The organism is Streptomyces sp. NBC_01571 (assembly GCF_026339875.1).
Taxonomy (GTDB): Bacteria; Actinomycetota; Actinomycetes; order Streptomycetales; family Streptomycetaceae; genus Streptomyces.
This window is the reverse complement of the sequence record NZ_JAPEPZ010000001.1, coordinates 5,847,756-5,865,601: the sequence shown is the minus strand read 5'-3', so window position 1 is coordinate 5,865,601 and position 17,846 is coordinate 5,847,756. Positions and strand designations below refer to the sequence as shown.

The window sequence follows — 17,846 nt, the reverse complement described above, 5'->3', positions numbered from 1 at the left end:
TCAGGACGGGGCCGGGTCGCCGGTGCCCTCGGGCGGCGGGGTGGAGCCGTCCGGGTTCGACGGGGTCGGGCCCGTGGGCGTGGGGGTCGGCGACGGGCCGGAAGGTGTCGGCGACGGGTCGGGGCCGGACGAGGGCGTTGCCGAGCCGGGGCCGGACGGGGTGGGGCTGCCGGGCGCGGGGCCGGGGCCGGACCCTCCGGGGGCCGACGGTCCCGCGTTCCCGTACCCGCCGATCGTGACCACGGCGCCCGCGGGTGCGATCGCCACGCGTGCGCTCCAGGCGCCCGCCGGCTGGCGGAGCTGATCGACGTACACCTTGATCGTCACCCTCTCCCCGGGGGCGATCGTGCCCGACGACCGGCTGAGGTAGAGCCAGGGCGCTCCGGAACGCGCGGACCAGTGGACCGCCGAACTCCCTGACGCGGTCAGCGTGATGAAGGTCGTGTCGCCACTGCCCCTGGCCTGTACGGAGAGCTGTCCGGCGGCGCTGCCCGCGCCCGCGGCGCTGGTGACCTCCACGGACACGTCGGGCGTGCTGTCGCCCTTGGCGAAGCGGCTGCCGGGTCTGGTGCTGGCGTTGCCCGCGTTCTCGTAGCCGCCCCCGTTCTCGCCGCCGATGCCGTCGTGGCCGTGCGCCTCGCTCGCGGTGGCCGGGCGGCCGTCGGCGCCCTCTCCGGTGAGGGGCGCGCCGCGGTAGGCCGCCCAGAGGGCGAGCACGGGCGCGGCGACGACGGTGGCGACGACGGTCGTGGTGACGGCGCGCGCCCGCAGCCGGTCCCGGCGGGCGGCCCGGTCCTTGGGGTCCATCGGGAAACCGCGCCGGTCGAAACGCGGTGCGCCGCCCCGCGTCCGCGGGACGTGCGCGAGCGCGATGTGCAGGGCGGCGCGCGGGGCCTGCAGGACGGGGAGCGCGGCGGGCGTGACGGTGCCGGGCCAGGTGCCGGGCGCGGCGCGTTCGGCGGTGCGGCGGCAGCGCGGGCAGTCGTCGACGTGCCGGACGAGTTCGCGGCGCAGGCCGGTACTCAGGACCAGCTGGCTGTCGCCGGTGAGGAGGGCGACGCTCGGGCAGGTGCCGGTCTCGACGACGGCGAGGGCGGCGCGGGTGCGTTCGACCTCACAGGCCGCGGAGGCGAGCAGCTCGCGCGCCTTGGTGGCGTCCATGCCGAGGACGGCGGCGACCTCGTGGGCGGCGAGTTGATGGCGGACGGCGAGTTCGAGCGCCTCCCGCTGCTCGGGGGTGGTGCCGGCGGCCTCCGGCCAGGCCAGCAGGGCGAGTTCGCGCTGTCGCTGGGCCCGGGCCTCTTCGGAGAGGGGGGCGGCGAGCACCTCGGCCGCGCGCCGGTCGGCGGCCTCCTTGTCGCCCTTGGGGGTCGTGCGGCGGCCGGAGGCGTGCGTCGCCTGGTGTCTGCGCCGGGCCTCGGTGAGCTTGCGCAGGCAGGACCAGCGGGCGAGCGCGTACAGCCAGGCCCGGCGGTCGTCCGGGGACTCCGGGCAGCGCTGGCCCCGGCGGTCGGCGAGGGCCAGGACGTCGCCGAGGGCGGCGGTGGCCGCGTCGTGGTCGCACAGCACGGACAGGCAGTAGGTGAACAGGCCGTCCAGATAGGGCTCGTAGCGCGCGGGAGGGTGCTGGGCCGTCGCACGGGCTGCGCCACGGGGCACCACCCGCTTGCGCGCTGCGCCGTGCGCCCGGTGTGCGCCGGTGGTGTGCGTGGTGTGTGTCGAGGTCTCCGGACTGCTGCTCATCACCCGTGCGACCGTAGGTGCCCGACGGCGACCCCTTCTTCCCCCTTGAGCATATTTAATCCGTACGGGTGAAACGATCCCTCATAAGGGGACACGACACTCCGATTCCGTGGCCTGGGCCTCCACGGGCGGCGACGGACGGGGGGGCGCGCGACGGGTTCCGGTCGGCGGAAGCCCCCGGCCCGACCCGGGAGGACGGCGGGAGCAGGACGGCGACGGGCTCGCTGCGGGCATGACAGCCGACCGCGCTGTCGGTGGCCTCGGCTACGGTTCGGTCATGGCTGCCCGTACGAAAACCGCGAAGGACCGTCCGTCCTACCGCTGCACCGAATGCGGCTGGCAGACGGCCAAGTGGCTCGGCCGCTGCCCGGAGTGCCAGGCGTGGGGGACGGTCGAGGAGTACGGCGCACCCGCGGTGCGGACCACGACGCCCGGCCGGGTCACCACCTCAGCGGTCCCCATCGGCCAGGTCGACGGCCGCCAGGCCACCGCGCGCAGCACCGGCGTGCCCGAGCTGGACCGCGTCCTGGGCGGCGGTCTGGTGCCCGGCGCGGTCGTCCTGCTCGCGGGCGAGCCCGGCGTCGGGAAGTCCACCCTGCTCCTGGACGTGGCGGCGAAGGCGGCGAGCGACGAGCACCGCACGCTGTATGTGACGGGTGAGGAGTCGGCGAGCCAGGTCCGGCTGCGGGCCGACCGCATCAAGGCCATCGACGACCACCTCTATCTGGCCGCGGAGACCGACCTCGCGGCCGTCCTCGGCCATCTGGACGCCGTGAAGCCGTCGCTCCTCATCCTCGACTCGGTCCAGACCGTCGCCTCCCCGGAGATCGACGGCGCCCCGGGCGGTATGGCCCAGGTCCGTGAGGTCGCCGGGGCACTCATCCGCGCGTCCAAGGAGCGCGGCATGTCGACCCTCCTCGTGGGCCATGTCACCAAGGACGGCGCGATCGCGGGCCCCCGCCTGCTCGAACACCTCGTGGACGTCGTCCTGAGCTTCGAGGGCGACCGGCACGCCCGCCTCAGGCTGGTCCGAGGCGTCAAGAACCGTTACGGGACGACGGACGAGGTCGGCTGCTTCGAGCTGCACGACGAGGGCATCACGGGCCTGACCGACCCCTCCGGCCTCTTCCTCACCCGACGTGCCGAGCCGGTCCCGGGCACCTGCCTGACCGTGACCCTGGAAGGCCGCCGGCCCCTGGTGGCGGAGGTGCAAGCGCTCACCGTGGACTCGCAGATCCCGTCCCCGCGCCGGACGACCTCCGGTCTGGAGACCTCCCGCGTCTCCATGATGCTGGCCGTCCTGGAGCAGCGGGGCCGGATCAGCGCCCTCGGAAAGCGTGACATCTACTCGGCGACGGTCGGCGGCGTGAAGCTCTCCGAGCCGGCCGCGGACCTCGCGATCGCCCTCGCGCTCGCGTCCGCGGCGAGTGACACTCCTCTCCCCAAAAACCTCGTCGCGATCGGTGAAGTGGGCCTCGCCGGGGAGGTCAGACGGGTCACGGGGGTGCAGCGGAGACTGGCCGAAGCCCACCGACTGGGCTTCACCCACGCCCTCGTTCCGAGCGATCCGGGCAGGACGCCACCCGGTATGAAGGTCCTGGAAGTCGCCGACATGGGCGAGGCGCTGCGGGTCCTTCCGCGCTCGCGTCGTCGAGAGGCCCCACGGGAGGACGAAGAGCGCCGGTAGACTTTGCCCTGGTCTCGCCCGTCCGTACGAACCCAGGGCGACCGGCAACCCGCGACCGGAGGAGTGCAGTGGCAGCCAACGACCGGGCAGCAGCTCCCGGAAAGTCCGGTGGGAGCTCCGGTGCCGATGGCCTGATGCGCGCCTCTTTGAGCGCCGTGGCACCCGGCACGGCCCTGCGCGACGGGCTCGAACGAATTCTCCGCGGCAACACCGGCGGACTCATCGTGCTCGGCTGGGACAAGACCGTCGAGTCGATGTGCACCGGCGGCTTCGTGCTGGACGTGGAGTTCACCGCGACCCGGCTGCGCGAGCTGTGCAAGCTCGACGGCGGCATCGTGATCGACAAGGACCTCACCAAGATCCTCCGGGCGGGCGTGCAGCTGGTCCCGGACCCGACGATCCCCACCGAGGAGACGGGTACGCGGCACCGCACCGCGGACCGCGTGAGCAAGCAGGTCGGCTTCCCCGTCGTCTCGGTCTCCCAGTCGATGCGGCTGATCGCCCTGTACGTCGACGGTCAGCGCCGCGTCCTGGAGGACTCCGCCGCGATCCTCTCGCGTGCCAACCAGGCCCTCGCGACGCTGGAGCGCTACAAGCTCCGCCTCGACGAGGTCGCGGGCACGCTCTCCGCGCTGGAGATCGAGGACCTGGTCACCGTCCGGGACGTGTCGGCGGTGGCGCAGCGTCTGGAGATGGTGCGCCGCATCGCGACCGAGATCGCCGAGTACGTGGTGGAGTTGGGCACGGACGGACGTCTGCTCGCCCTCCAGCTCGACGAGTTGATCGCGGGCGTGGAGCCCGAGCGTGAGCTGGTGGTCCGCGACTACGTGCCCGAGCCGACCGCGAAGCGCTCCCGCACGGTGGACGAGGCACTCTCCGAGCTGAACGCCCTCGCCCATGCCGAACTGCTCGAGCTGCCCACCGTGGCACGGGCGTTGGGTTACACCGGCTCCCCCGAGGCGCTCGACTCCGCGGTCTCGCCCCGCGGTTTCCGGCTCCTCGCGAAGGTGCCGCGCCTGCCCGGCGCGATCATCGACCGTCTCGTCGAGCACTTCGGTGGTCTGCAGAAGCTTCTCGCGGCCAGCGTCGACGATCTCCAGGCCGTCGACGGGGTGGGCGAGGCGCGGGCGCGCAGCGTGCGCGAAGGTCTTTCGCGGCTGGCGGAGTCGTCGATCCTGGAACGGTACGTCTGACCGGCGAGCCGGGTATCGGTGACGGCCCGGATACGGGTGGCCCGCCCGCCGGGTGACCGGCCTGTCCCCGGGCGACCCGAGGATCCGGGTCGCCCGGGGTCTCAGTCCTGCGTCAGGACGAACGACGTCTGTGCCTTCGCCAGCCCCGGCGCCTTCGCCTCCACCAGGTAGGTGCCCGCGGACGCCGAACCCGCCGGAGGCGTCGCGCACTCGGGGGCGCTGGCCGTGCGGTCCCAGTCCACCGTGTAGGTCACCTGGCCGCCCGCCGGAACACGGAAGAACAGGCTGGAGACGTCCTTGGGGCAGTCGGCGGAGGACCAGAAGCTCTTGTCCTCGCCGGCCTGAGTGATCGTCAGGACGGCCTTCTTCGGGCCGAGATCGACCTTGCAGTCGCTTCCCGAGGAATTCTTCGCGACCAGCTGGACCGAGGGCTTGGTCCCGGGTCCGTACGAGTTGTGCACGCTGCGCAGGGTCAACTTGACCGCGCCTGCCGTGCAGTTGGGGAGAGTGGAACCGGCCGGGACCTGATCGGCGGATCCGGCGGATCCGATGCCTCCGCCGTTGGAGCCGCCGGTGCCTCCGGCGGAACCGCTGCCGGAACCGTCCCCGTCACCGGAGCCGTCGCCGCTGCCCCCGCCACTGCCCCCGCCACTGCCGCCGGCGTTCGCGCTGCCGCTCGACTCGTCGCGTCCGCCCGGGTGTTGGCTTATCGCCGGGCCGGATCCGGAGGGGCCCGGGGTGATCGTCTCCACGGGACCCTTCCCGTTGGAACCGTCCGCGCCCTTCTTGCCGCCACCGCCCCCGGTACTGACGATCCAGACCGTCAGCAGCGCCAACAGCGCCACCAGAGACAGCAGAACGGCCCTCCGACGCCAGTAGATGGTGGAGGGTAGCGGCCCGACCGGATTGCGCAGAGATCCCACGGCGCAAACTGTACGAGAGATCGGAGCCGGGACTTGCCCCACCCGCCGCCCTGAGCGTCAACTTTTCCGGATCATCATCTCGACAGCCCGGTGAGGTTGTCGCCCCCGTCCGGTTTTCGCCCCCGCCGCCCCTACCCTCCCCCGAGCTCTCGGCCTCGCTCGAGCAGGGGGGACCCCCACCATCCCCTTCCTGGGGGCTCCGCCCTCAGACCCCCGCTTCGGCCTGGACGGCCTCGTCCTCAATCGCCGGACGGCCTGAAAATCTGCAGCCCGGGCCCGCATCATCAGCCCGTCCGGCGTTTGAGAACGCGCCCTTCGGGCGAAGCGGGGGTCCAGGGGGCGCAGCGCCCCTGGCGGGGACTGGGGCGGAGCCTCAGAGACGGGACGGGTCGGGTAGGGCGCGGGGGTGCGGTCGCGCAACCCGCCCATGTACGCGAGAAACACACCCCGGCACCGACGCATGGCAGGATCGGAAACGTCATGACTGCACCCACCTTGCCCACACCCAGCCCCCAGCCCACCGCCTCCGGCGAGACCCTGCACGAGCCGGTGATCACCTGGTTCGACGAGCACGCCCGCGATCTCCCCTGGCGCCGCCCCGATGCCGGCCCCTGGGGCGTGATGGTCAGTGAGTTCATGTTGCAGCAGACCCCGGTGAGCCGCGTCCTGCCCGTGTACGAACAGTGGGTGGCCCGCTGGCCCCGCCCCGCCGACCTCGCCAAGGAGGCCCCGGGCGAAGCCGTCCGCGCCTGGGGCCGCCTCGGCTACCCCCGCCGCGCCCTCCGGCTGCACGGCGCCGCGGTCGCCATAACGGAACGCCACGGCGGCGACGTACCCACGGAGCACGCACAGCTGCTCGCGCTGCCCGGCATCGGCGAGTACACGGCCGCCGCGGTGGCGTCCTTCGCGTACGGCCAGCGGCACGCCGTGCTGGACACGAATGTGCGCAGGGTCTTCGCCCGGGCCGTGGCCGGCGTGCAGTATCCCCCGAACGCCACCACGGCCGCCGAGCGCAAGCTCGCCCGCGCCCTGCTCCCCGAGAGCGAGCGCACCGCCTCCCGCTGGGCCGCCGCCTCCATGGAACTCGGCGCGCTGATCTGTACGGCGAAGAACGAGAGCTGCCACCGCTGCCCCATCGCCGGCCAGTGCGCCTGGCGGCTGGCGGGCAAGCCGGAGCACGACGGCCCGCCGCGCCGCGGCCAGACGTACGCCGGTACCGACCGTCAGGTGCGCGGCAAACTGCTCGCCGTACTCAGGGAAGCCGTCACACCCGTCCCGCAATCCGCCCTGGACCGCGTGTGGGAGGAGCCGGTGCAGCGTGCCCGCGCTCTGGACGGGCTCGTCGCCGACGGACTCGTCGAACCCCTCACGGGCGGTTTGTATCGGCTGCCCTTGACCTGACACCGGCCATGTCTCACTCCCTGACCAGCCAAAACATCCCCAACCAGGACATGTAGCCACCTCGCCTTACCCGCCTCCTCCTTCCGTTACACAACCGACGTACAGCCGAGTGCTCGTCGCAGGCTGTCTCGGACAACCCCGTGACAACGCCTCCGTAGCTTCATTTCCGTACCGCACGCACAGCGGAACGACAGCGGTACACAAGCGACGGACCACCGACAGCAGGCGTCAGCAGGCGGGTCGGAAACGGGGATGGAGGCGGTTGATCATGGCGCACGGCGAGGTGCTCGAATTCGAGGAGTACGTCCGCACTCGGCAGGACGCGCTGCTGCGCAGTGCCCGTCGCCTGGTCCCCGACCCCGTCGACGCCCAGGACCTGCTGCAGACCGCGCTCGTACGCACGTACGGCCGCTGGGACGGCATCGCGGACAAGCGGCTGGCCGACGCGTACCTGCGCCGCGTGATGATCAATACGCGGACCGAGTGGTGGCGTGCGCGGAAGCTCGAGGAGGTGCCCACCGAGCAGCTCCCGGACGCTCGCGTCGAGGACTCCACCGAGCAGCACGCGGACCGCGCGCTCCTCATGGACATCATGAAGGTGCTCGCTCCGAAGCAGCGCAGTGTCGTGGTGCTGCGACACTGGGAGCAGATGTCCACGGAGGAGACGGCCGCCGCGCTCGGCATGTCGGCCGGAACGGTCAAGAGCACGCTGCACCGGGCGCTGGCCCGGCTCCGCGAGGAGCTGGAGAGCCGGGACCAGGAGGAGCGCGGCGCCCGCGCGCTCGAACCGGGTAAGGAGCGGGAGCGTTGCGCGGCCTAGGAATTCGGGCCAGGAAGGCCGGCCGGGTACTGAAGGCGGTGGGCGCGGCGACGGCCGTGCTCGCCGCCCTCGGGCTTTTCCTGACCGCCTGTGCGACGGGGGGTACGGGGGCCCGTGACGAGGGCCCCGCGGGCAGTGAGGCGGTCGCCAAGGCCCGCACGACGCCCACCGGCTCCCCCTCGGCCACGAAGGCCCCCGAGCGGGTGGACGTGGTCAAGCTCGTCAAGGACGACCCCGAGGTCAGTCCGTCGGTCAAGAGCGCCCTCAAGCCGTGCGTGGCCGACGAGTACCCGGTCGACGTGTCGTACGGGGAACTGACCGGGGGGCCCTCGGACGACGTGGTGGTCAATGTGATGACCTGCGGAGACGCTGTCGGCATCGGCTCGTACGTGTACCGCGAGGAGAAGGGCCGGTACGAGAACGTGTTCAAGACCGAGGAGCCGCCGGTCTACGCGGAGATCGACCGGGGCGACCTGGTGGTCACCCAGCAGCTGTACAAGAAGGGCGACCCGGTGTCGTACCCCTCCAGTGAAGAAGTGATCACCTACGGCTGGTCCGCGACCCACTTCACCGAGGAGTCCCGGACGCACAACGACTACAGCAACGCGGTGGGCGCCACCGACGCCCCCTCCCCCGCCGCGAACTGAAGAGCAGACGGAACAAACGGAGCAGCCGGATGGCAGAGCAGACCCACGTCCTGTTCGTCGAGGACGACGATGTCATCCGCGAGGCCACGCAACTCGCGCTGGAACGCGACGGCTTCGCGGTCACCGCGATGCCCGACGGCCTGTCGGGTCTGGAGGCGTTCCGTGCGGACCGCCCCGACATCGCCCTCCTGGACGTCATGGTCCCCGGCCTCGACGGCGTCAGCCTGTGCCGTCGTATCCGTGACGAGTCCACCGTCCCCGTGATCATGCTGTCGGCGCGGGCCGACTCGATCGATGTCGTCCTGGGTCTGGAAGCGGGCGCCGACGACTATGTGACCAAGCCCTTCGACGGGGCCGTGCTGGTCGCCCGCATCCGCGCGGTGCTGCGGCGCTTCGGGCACGCGAGCGGTCCGAACGCGGGCACGGACACGCCCTCGTCGGTCGACGGCGGCCTGCTCTCCTTCGGGGACGGGGACCTGGAGATCGACACCGAGGGCATGGAGGTGCTCAAGGGCGGGGTGCGGGTCGCGCTGACTCCCACCGAGATGCGGCTGCTGCTGGAGTTCTCGTCCGCGCCGGGCACGGTGCTGAGCCGCGACAAGCTGCTCGAACGGGTGTGGGACTACGGCTGGGGCGGTGACACCCGCGTCGTCGATGTCCATGTCCAGCGGCTGCGGACGAAGATCGGCCAGGACCGGATCGAGACGGTCCGTGGTTTCGGCTACAAGTTGAAGGCCTGAGCAGGATATGCGGGGGATGTTCCAGCGCCGGAATCCGGCGGACGACGACAGACCGGGCACCGTCCACGGCGGCCCGGGTGACGGCGCCGGCGGCCCGGGCACCGGCTTCGGCGGACCCGGCGCCGGCACCGGCGGGCCAGGCGGCGCTCACGGCGGACGGAACGGCGAGCGCGTCGGGCCGCGCGGCAACCTTGGCGGACCGGGCGGCGATCTCGCCGGACGGGGTGGCGTCCGTGGTGGACCGGGCGGCGGGTACGGCGGACCGGGTGACGTTCCTGTCCGCGTCGGCGGGCCGGGCGGGTCCGTCGGCAGGGCGGGCGGCGCCGGTGGCGGGGCCGCCGGCTTCGGCGCCCCCACAGGCACGGGCGGCGGCACGAGCGGCGGCACGGGCGCGGGCAGCGACCACGGCGGCCTCCGCCACCGCGACAACAGCGGCAGCGGCAGCGGCGAGCGCCTCCGCGCCGGCGGCGGCAGGCCCGTCCGTGGTCGCCGGCCCGCCGAGGCCGGACTGACCGGTATGCGCACCGGCATCCGGTGGAAGCTGAGCGCGGCCATCGCCATGGTCGGCGCCCTCGTCGCGGTCGCCCTGAGCCTCGTCGTGCACAACGCGGCACGCGTCTCGATGCTCGACAACTCGCGTGATCTGGCCGACGAACGGATCCAGGTCGCCCAGCGTATGTACGAGTCCGGCCGCACGCAGTCCTTCGGGGTCAAGGTCGACGACCCGACGATCCCGGGAGACCTGCTGGCGAAGGTGGAGGAGGGACGGCGAGCCACCTACGTGGCCGACCGTCCCAACGGCGTGCCGGACATCTGGGCGGCCGTGCCGCTCAAGGACGGCCGTGTCCTCTCGCTCCACACCGGGTTCACGGACCGCAACACCGACGTCATGAAGGACCTCGACCAGGCGCTGATCATCGGCTCGATCGCGGTCGTCTTCGGCGGCAGCGCCCTCGGCGTACTGATCGGCGGTCAGCTGTCGCGCCGGCTGCGCAAGGCCGCGGCCGCCGCGAACCAGGTCGCCAAGGGCGAGACCGACGTCCGCGTACGGGAAGCGATCGGCGGGGTCGTGCGCGACGAGACCGACGACCTGGCGCGCGCGGTGGACGCCATGGCGGACGCGCTCCAGCAGCGCATCGAGGCCGAGCGCCGGGTGACCGCCGACATCGCGCACGAGCTGCGCACACCGGTCACGGGACTGCTGACCGCGGCCGAGCTGCTGCCCCCCGGCCGCCCCACGGAACTCGTCCGCGACCGGGCACAGGCCATGCGCACACTCGTCGAGGACGTCCTGGAGGTGGCCCGGCTGGACGGTGCCTCCGAGCGGGCCGAACTGCAGGACATCATGCTCGGCGAGTTCGTCGCGCGACGGGTGGCCGCCAAGGACGCCGACATCGTCGTACGCGTGATCCACGAATCCGAGGTCACCACGGATCCGCGCCGCCTGGAGCGTGTCCTGTTCAATCTGCTGGCCAACGCGGCACGGCACGGCAGACCACCGATCGAGGTCTCCGTGGAGGGCCGCGTCATCCGGGTGCGCGACCACGGTCCCGGTTTCCCCGAGGAACTCCTGGCCGACGGCCCCAGCCGCTTCCGCACCGGCAGCAGCGACCGCTCCGGCCACGGCCACGGGCTCGGCCTCACCATCGCGGCGGGCCAGGCCCGGGTGCTCGGCGCCCGGCTGACCTTCCGCAACGTCCGGCCCGCCGGCGCCCCGGAGAACGTACCCGCCGAGGGCGCGGTCGCGGTGCTGTGGCTGCCGGAGCACGCCCCCACGAACACGGGCAGTTTCCCCCTGCTGCCGGCGTGAGGGAGCGGGAGCCCTTGCGGCACCGGTAGCCGCGACAGACCCATGGCCGCCCATGAACGCCGATGGACGCCCGGACAGCCGATGGGTGCCCATATACAGGAGAAGGCCCCCGGGGCGGACACGCCGGGGGCCTTCGGGTCGAGCGGGGTCAGACGGTTTCCGCCAGGGTTTCCCTCGGCGGCGCGTCGTTCGCCGCGGGCTCGTCCTCGGACTTGGCCGGCGCTCCCGCGCCCCGCAGCGGGACCTCCTTCACGAAGACCGCCGCCGCCAGTGCGCCCAGGGCCACCACGGATCCCAGCAGGAACGCGGAGTGCGTGCCGGAGGACACCGCGAACTGATAGGCCTCGCGTGCCGCGGCCGGCAGCTTGGCCAGGCTGGCCGCGTCGAGCTGCGCGGACTGCTCGGTCATCTTGGACCCCAGCGCCCCGGCCCGCGCGGCCATCACGTCCTGGACGCGGTGGTTGAACAGCGCGCCCATGATCGCGACGCCGAAGGACGAGCCGAGCGTACGGAAGAGGGTGGTGGACGAGGACGCGACGCCCATGTCCTTCATCTCGACGCTGTTCTGCGCCACCAGCATCGTGATCTGCATCAGGCAGCCCATGCCCAGGCCGAGCACGGCCATGTACAGGCCCGAGGTCAGCCGGCTGGTACCGGTGTCCATCTGCGAGAGCAGGAACAGGCCCACCGACATCAGGACACTGCCGACGACCGGGAACGCCTTGTAGCGGCCGCTGCTGGTGGTGACCCGCCCGGCGACCATCGAGGTGACCAGCATCGCGCCGAGCATCGGCAGGAGCAGCAGGCCGGAGTTGGTCGCCGACGCGCCCTGGACGGACTGCTGGTACAGCGGCAGGAAGAGCACGGCGCCGAACATCACGAAGCCGGTGATGAAGCCGATGACGGACATCAGCGTGAAGTTGCGGTTGCGGAAGATGTGCAGCGGCAGGATCGGCGAGGCGGCCTTGGTCTGCACGAAGACGAAGCCGACGAGCGCGGCGACGCCGATGCCGATGAGCTCCATGATCCGCGCGGAGCCCCAGGCGTACTCGCTGCCGCCCCAAGTGGTGACGAGCACGATGGACGAGATGCCGACGGTGAGCAGCCCGGCACCGAGATAGTCGATCTTCGCCTCGACCCGCTTCTTCGGCAGGTGCAGCACGGCGCTGACGGCCAGCAGCGCGACGATGCCGAGCGGCAGGTTGATGTAGAAGGACCAGCGCCAGCCCCAGTGGTCCGTGATGGAGCCGCCGACCAGCGGTCCGGCGATCATGGCGAGCGCCATGATGCCGGCCATCATGCCCTGGTACTTGCCCCGCTCACGCGGCGGGATGAGGTCACCGATGATCGCCATGACGCCGACCATCAGACCGCCGGCGCCCAGACCCTGGATGGCACGGAAGCCGATCAGCTGTCCCATGTCCTGCGCCATGCCGCTGAGCGCGGACCCGACCAGGAAGATCACGATCGAGGTCATGAAGGCGCCCTTGCGCCCGTACATGTCGCCGAGCTTGCCCCAGATCGGGGTCGAGGCGGCGGTCGCGAGCGTGTACGCCGTGACGACCCATGACAGGTGCTCCAGGCCGCCCAGCTCGCCCACGATCGTCGGCATCGCCGTGCCCACGATCATGTTGTCGAGCATCGCGAGGAGCATCGCGATCATGAGCGCGAGCAGGACGACCCGTACGCTGCGTGGCTGCTTCTCGTCCTGTTTCTCGGTCTGTATGACCGCTTCCGTGTTGTCCGCCATCATTCCCACTCCCCTGGGTCCCGCTGGATGCCCACTGGTGTCCGGGGCGACTGCCCCTGCTCTGCCACTTACTTGCCGACCGGCAAGTTGACTACACTGAGGGAAAGTAGCCCCGTAACTAGCCGGGCGTCAAGTAAGTTTTCCTGGATTTGCCCGTGAGGCGTCACGTACGTTTCAAGGAGCGCGAGGAGTAACAGGATGGGCGGCGACACCATGGACGGCACCAAGCGACAGCGTCGCGGGGACACCCGTCAGCGCATCCAGGACGTGGCCCTCGAACTCTTCTCCGAGCACGGCTACGAGAAGACCTCGCTGCGCGAGATCGCCGAGCACCTGGATGTCACCAAAGCGGCGCTGTACTACCACTTCAAGACCAAGGAAGACATCCTCAAGAGCCTCTTCCAGGACCTGTCCAGGCCCATGGACGAGCTGATCGAGTGGGGACGGCAGCAGCCGCGGACGCTGGCGACGAAGCAGGAGATCCTGCACCGCTACAGCAACGCCCTCGCGGACGCGGCCCCGCTCTTCCGCTTCATGCAGGAGAACCAGGCCGCCGTCCGTGAGCTGCGCACCGGCGAGGACTTCAAGGACCGCATGCTCCGCATGATCGACCTGCTCAAGGAGCCGGAAGCGGACCTGACGAACCAGGTCCGCTGCATCAGCGCGCTGTTCTCGATGCATGCCGGGATGTTCATGCTGAAGGACGTCGAAGGCGACCCCGAGGACAAGCGCAAGGCCATCCTGGAGGTCGCCGTCGATCTGGTGACGCAGGCGCACAGCGGTCCCGTCGCTCCGTGAACCATCACGCCTTCGAGGTCACACCCGGGGGTGCTTAGACCGTCACGCCCTTGGCGCGCAGGAAGGCGACCGGGTCGATGGCCGAGCCGTAGTTCGGGGTCGTACGGATCTCGAAGTGCAGGTGCGGCCCGCTGGAGTTCCCGGTGTTGCCCGACAGCGCTATGTGCTGACCGGTGGCGACGACCTGGCCTATGCGCACGTCGATCCGGGAGAGGTGGGCGTACTGGGAGTACGTCCCGTTGCCGTGCTTGATGACGATGGCGTTGCCGTACGCGGGGCCGTCGCCGGCGCCGTTGCCGCCGGCCTTGACGACGGTGCCGCCGTGGGCGGCGGACACGTCGGTGCCCAGCGGAACCGCGAAGTCCTGGCCGGAGTGCTTGTGCGCCCACATGCCGCCGGCCTGGTTGAAGGTGGCGGACAGGGTGTACTTCTTCACCGGGTCGATCCAGGAAGCGGCCTTCTTGACCGTGGCGTGGTGAGCCTTCTCGGCGGCCTTGGCCTGGGCGGCGGCCTGGGTCTGCACCACACCGGCCGTCGTGCCGGTGGCGGCGCTGTCCAGGGTGCTGGCGGACGCGATCCCGGCGCCCAGCACGACCGAGGCGCCCACCGAGGCGGCGAGGACGGCCGTCCGGCTACGGAGCAGGGACGTACGGGAGTGACGGGACGTGACGCGCTTCGACATCTGAACCTCATGGAGACGGGGACGGGGGACTTGAACCCACCCGGAGCTCGTCGCTGCCGGAGGGGGCCATCCCTTGGTAACCCGGACCCCGGCGAATCCCCAAAGCCCCCTTCTACGACGCTAGGTCGTACTTGACCCCGAAACGACCGACTCCTTGACAGAAGCTATGCCGTGGAATGATTCGTCCGTTTTTTCTGGAAGAAGTTAGGTTTAACCCCACTTCTCACCCCTCATGGCACGGCAGGAACGACCCCCCGCCACACCCTCGCCCCGAACCCTCGGACCCCCAAGCAAACCCCGCACGAAAAGTCCGTTTTGCCCCCCTGGGTCCCTCCACTAACGCCCCTAGTACGGGACAAATCGCCTGTGCGTCATGTCACCGCGGAGGCGCCGGCAGGACCCCGTCCGGCCCCTCCCGCGACCCCCGTCGCGAGGCGAACCGGATCCTTGGAGGGAGGCAGGGGGAGAGGTCCGGTGCGGGGAGCGAGCCTGCGTACGGACCCTGCATGGGCCTGCCCGCCCCGACGCCTGGACCACGGGCCCCGCAACCTGCGTACGGACCCCGAGACCCCGCACACGGGCCTGCGTACGCGCTCGCGGGTGGCGTCGGCCGTCGTGCGGCTCCAGGGCCTCGCAGCGGCCCGGTCAGGACCCCGCAGCCGCTCGGTCAGGACCGCGGGCCCTGTCGTCCGCGGACGGCACTCCGGCCCCGCCTCCACCCCCGCCCACGGCCTCGCTTCCGCCTCGCTGCCGGTGCCGTCCACGGCTCATCCGGAGACAGGACCGTGCGGCGCTGCCCGCGTACCGTCGTGGGCAACGAGAGAAGGGGCTGCCCCGGGACCGAAGTCCCGGGGCAGCCCCTTGTCTTCTACTGCGGCGAACCCAGCGGGGTCACGCCTCCTTGCTCAGGTTGGGACCGGCCCCACCCGCGGCCTGCTCGATCGGCGGGACGTCGGGCAGTGCCGACTTCTCCTCGCCGCGGAAGGTGAAGGTCGCGGTGTCGCCCTCGCCCTCCGTGTCGACGACCACGATGTGACCGGGACGCAGCTCGCCGAAGAGGATCTTCTCCGAGAGCGTGTCCTCGATCTCGCGCTGGATCGTGCGACGCAGCGGCCGCGCGCCCAGAACGGGGTCGTAACCCTTCTTGGACAGCAGTTCCTTGGCGGACTGGGAGAGCTCGATGCCCATGTCCCGGTCCTTGAGGCGCTCGTCCACCTTGCCGACCATCAGGTCGACGATCTTGAGGATGTCGTCCTGCGTCAGCTGCGGGAAGACGACCACGTCGTCGACGCGGTTGAGGAACTCGGGACGGAAGTGCTGCTTGAGCTCGTCCGACACCTTGTTCTTCATGCGCTCGTAGTTGGACTTCGTGTCACCCGTGGCCGCGAAGCCCAGGTTGAAGCCCTTGGAGATGTCCCGGGTGCCGAGGTTGGTCGTCATGATGATGACCGTGTTCTTGAAGTCCACGACCCGGCCCTGGGAGTCGGTCAGCCGACCGTCCTCCAGGATCTGCAGCAGCGAGTTGAAGATGTCCGGGTGGGCCTTCTCGACCTCGTCGAAGAGGACGACCGAGAACGGCTTGCGGCGCACCTTCTCCGTCAGCTGGCCGCCCTCCTCGTAGCCCACGTAACCGGGGGGCGAACCGAAGAGACGCGACACCGTGTGCTTCTCGCTGAACTCCGACATGTCGAGGGAGATCAGCGCGTCCTCGTCACCGAAGAGGAACTCGGCGAGGGCCTTGGACAGCTCGGTCTTACCGACACCGGACGGGCCCGCGAAGATGAACGAACCACCCGGACGCTTCGGGTCCTTCAGACCGGCCCGGGTACGGCGGATCGCCTTCGAGAGCGCCTTGACGGCGTCCTTCTGACCGATGACCCGCTTGTGGAGCTCGTCCTCCATGCGCAGCAGGCGGCTCGACTCCTCCTCGGTCAGCTTGAAGACCGGGATGCCGGTCGCGGTCGCGAGGACCTCGGCGATCAGCTCGCCGTCGACCTCGGCAACGACGTCCATGTCGCCGGCCTTCCACTCCTTCTCCCGCTTGGTCTTCGCCGCCAGCAGCTGCTTCTCCTTGTCGCGGAGAGAGGCCGCCTTCTCGAAGTCCTGGGAGTCGATGGCCGACTCCTTGTCGCGGCGGACGCCCGCGATCTTCTCGTCGAACTCGCGGAGGTCCGGCGGTGCGGTCATCCGGCGGATGCGCATCCGGGAGCCCGCCTCGTCGATCAGGTCGATCGCCTTGTCCGGCAGGAAGCGGTCCGAGATGTACCGGTCGGCCAGGGTGGCGGCCTGGACCAGTGCCTCGTCGGTGATGGAGACGCGGTGGTGTGCCTCGTAACGGTCGCGCAGGCCCTTGAGGATCTCGATCGTGTGGGGGAGGGAAGGCTCCGCCACCTGGATCGGCTGGAAGCGGCGCTCGAGGGCCGCGTCCTTCTCGAGGTGCTTGCGGTATTCGTCCAGAGTCGTCGCACCGATGGTCTGGAGCTCACCGCGGGCCAGCATCGGCTTCAGGATCGAGGCCGCGTCGATGGCTCCCTCGGCGGCACCCGCACCGACCAGCGTGTGGAGCTCGTCGATGAACAGGATGATGTCGCCGCGGGTGCGGATCTCCTTGAGGACCTTCTTCAGGCGCTCCTCGAAGTCACCGCGGTAGCGGGAGCCGGCGACCAGCGCGCCGAGGTCCAGGGTGTAGAGGTGCTTGTCCTTGAGGGTCTCGGGCACCTCGCCCTTGACGATGGCCTGCGCCAGGCCCTCGACGACAGCCGTCTTGCCGACGCCGGGCTCACCGATCAGGACCGGGTTGTTCTTGGTCCTGCGGGAGAGCACCTGCATGACCCGCTCGATCTCCTTCTCGCGCCCGATGACCGGGTCGAGCTTGGACTCACGAGCGGCCTGGGTGAGGTTCCGGCCGAACTGGTCGAGGACCAGGGACGTGGAGGGGGTGCCCTCGGCAGGACCGCCGGCGGTGGCGGTCTCCTTGCCCTGGTAACCGGAGAGCAGCTGGATGACCTGCTGCCGCACCCGGTTGAGATCGGCGCCCAGCTTGACCAGGACCTGGGCGGCGACGCCCTCGCCCTCTCGGATCAGGCCGAGCAGGATGTGCTCCGTGCCGATGTAGTTGTGGCCCAGCTGAAGGGCCTCGCGGAGCGAGAGCTCCAGGACCTTCTTGGCACGGGGGGTGAAGGGGATGTGGCCGGACGGGGCCTGCTGCCCCTGCCCGATGATCTCCTCCACCTGCTGGCGGACCGCCTCGAGCGAAATCCCGAGGCTCTCCAGGGCCTTAGCGGCGACACCCTCACCCTCGTGGATCAGGCCCAGGAGGATGTGCTCGGTGCCGATGTAGTTGTGGTTGAGCATCCGGGCTTCTTCCTGAGCCAGGACGACAACCCGCCGCGCGCGGTCGGTGAACCTCTCGAACATCGTTAATCGCTCCTCAGAGCGGTCAGGCAGTAAGGGGACGCTCCCCTCCCTGTCCTTCCGCAGCTTAGTCCCGCAAGCGGGGACCGCTCATTCCAACTGCCGACACCGTCCTTGGCCTCCTGACCCCGAACGCCGACATCTGCTCCAACCTGATGGTGCGAGACGATGTTCCCGCAGGCCAGGCAGATACCCTCATGAGCTGTACGCCGATGGCGAACGTGAGGTGCCAAGGCAC

The 17,846-nt window shown here is 70.7% G+C and carries 13 protein-coding genes; 8 read left to right on the top strand and 5 right to left on the bottom strand.

The genetic code is table 11. The features are described from left to right. Positions 1–1,746 carry a BACON domain-containing protein gene (locus tag OHB41_RS26515; RefSeq protein ID WP_266700667.1) on the bottom strand — a complete coding sequence of 582 codons (1,746 nt, stop codon included), beginning with the start codon at positions 1,744–1,746 and terminating at the stop codon, positions 1–3. A gap of 274 nt (positions 1,747–2,020) precedes the next feature. On the opposite strand from OHB41_RS26515, the gene radA reads away from it, so the two are divergent. Together radA and disA are read left to right on the top strand one after the other, a co-directional pair. After that, entirely contained in the window at positions 2,021–3,430 is a 1,410-nt protein-coding gene (gene radA, locus OHB41_RS26510; RefSeq protein WP_266700666.1) for a DNA repair protein RadA, read from the top strand. 68 nt (positions 3,431–3,498) lie between these two features. Further along, a complete protein-coding gene (disA, locus tag OHB41_RS26505) occupies positions 3,499–4,623 on the top strand; it encodes a DNA integrity scanning diadenylate cyclase DisA (protein ID WP_266700665.1) in 1,125 nt (374 codons plus the stop codon). A 101-nt stretch (positions 4,624–4,724) separates the two neighbouring features. On the opposite strand, the gene OHB41_RS26500 is transcribed toward disA, so the two are convergent. Further along, positions 4,725–5,546 (bottom strand): hypothetical protein, encoded by an 822-nt coding sequence (locus OHB41_RS26500; protein WP_266700664.1) that lies wholly within the window; start codon positions 5,544–5,546, stop codon positions 4,725–4,727. A 480-nt stretch (positions 5,547–6,026) separates the two neighbouring features. Here OHB41_RS26500 and OHB41_RS26495 point away from each other — a divergent pair, with 480 nt between their 5' ends. The 5 genes from OHB41_RS26495 to cseC all read left to right on the top strand — a co-directional run bounded on the left by OHB41_RS26495 (position 6,027) and on the right by cseC (position 10,964). Continuing rightward, entirely contained in the window at positions 6,027–6,947 is a 921-nt protein-coding gene (locus OHB41_RS26495; RefSeq protein ID WP_266700663.1) for an iron-sulfur binding domain-containing protein, read from the top strand. A 268-nt stretch (positions 6,948–7,215) separates the two neighbouring features. Further along, a complete protein-coding gene (locus OHB41_RS26490) occupies positions 7,216–7,767 on the top strand; it encodes a SigE family RNA polymerase sigma factor (protein ID WP_168529360.1) in 552 nt (183 codons plus the stop codon). After that, positions 7,755–8,414, top strand: coding sequence for a hypothetical protein (locus tag OHB41_RS26485; RefSeq protein WP_266700662.1), 660 nt, complete (start codon positions 7,755–7,757; stop codon positions 8,412–8,414). Before OHB41_RS26490 ends, OHB41_RS26485 begins: the two co-directional genes overlap by 13 nt. 29 nt (positions 8,415–8,443) lie before the next feature. Next, complete coding sequence (gene cseB / locus OHB41_RS26480; protein WP_266700661.1) at positions 8,444–9,154, top strand: two-component system response regulator CseB; 711 nt, start codon at positions 8,444–8,446, stop codon at positions 9,152–9,154. Positions 9,155–9,671: 517 nt separating this feature from the next. Next, the gene (gene cseC / locus OHB41_RS26475; protein ID WP_266706145.1) at positions 9,672–10,964 is read left to right on the top strand and encodes a two-component system sensor histidine kinase CseC; all 1,293 of its coding nucleotides are present in this window, start codon (positions 9,672–9,674) and stop codon (positions 10,962–10,964) included. 148 nt (positions 10,965–11,112) lie between these two features. Here the strand turns inward: cseC and OHB41_RS26470 are convergent, their stop codons facing one another. Next, the gene (locus OHB41_RS26470) at positions 11,113–12,714 is read right to left on the bottom strand and encodes an MDR family MFS transporter (protein WP_266706143.1); all 1,602 of its coding nucleotides are present in this window, start codon (positions 12,712–12,714) and stop codon (positions 11,113–11,115) included. 198 nt (positions 12,715–12,912) lie between these two features. Between OHB41_RS26470 and OHB41_RS26465 the strand changes: the two genes are divergently transcribed. Next, a complete protein-coding gene (locus OHB41_RS26465) occupies positions 12,913–13,512 on the top strand; it encodes a TetR/AcrR family transcriptional regulator (RefSeq protein WP_266700660.1) in 600 nt (199 codons plus the stop codon). A gap of 34 nt (positions 13,513–13,546) precedes the next feature. Here the strand turns inward: OHB41_RS26465 and OHB41_RS26460 are convergent, their stop codons facing one another. Both OHB41_RS26460 and OHB41_RS26455 read right to left on the bottom strand, forming a co-directional pair. Then, positions 13,547–14,194: a M23 family metallopeptidase gene (locus OHB41_RS26460; RefSeq protein ID WP_266700659.1), complete on the bottom strand. Its 648-nt coding sequence runs from the start codon at positions 14,192–14,194 to the stop codon at positions 13,547–13,549. Positions 14,195–15,085: 891 nt separating this feature from the next. Further along, on the bottom strand, positions 15,086–17,611 hold the full coding sequence (locus tag OHB41_RS26455; RefSeq protein ID WP_148012285.1) for an ATP-dependent Clp protease ATP-binding subunit: 2,526 nt from the start codon (positions 17,609–17,611) through the stop codon (positions 15,086–15,088). Between the last annotated feature and the right edge of the window lie 235 nt (positions 17,612–17,846).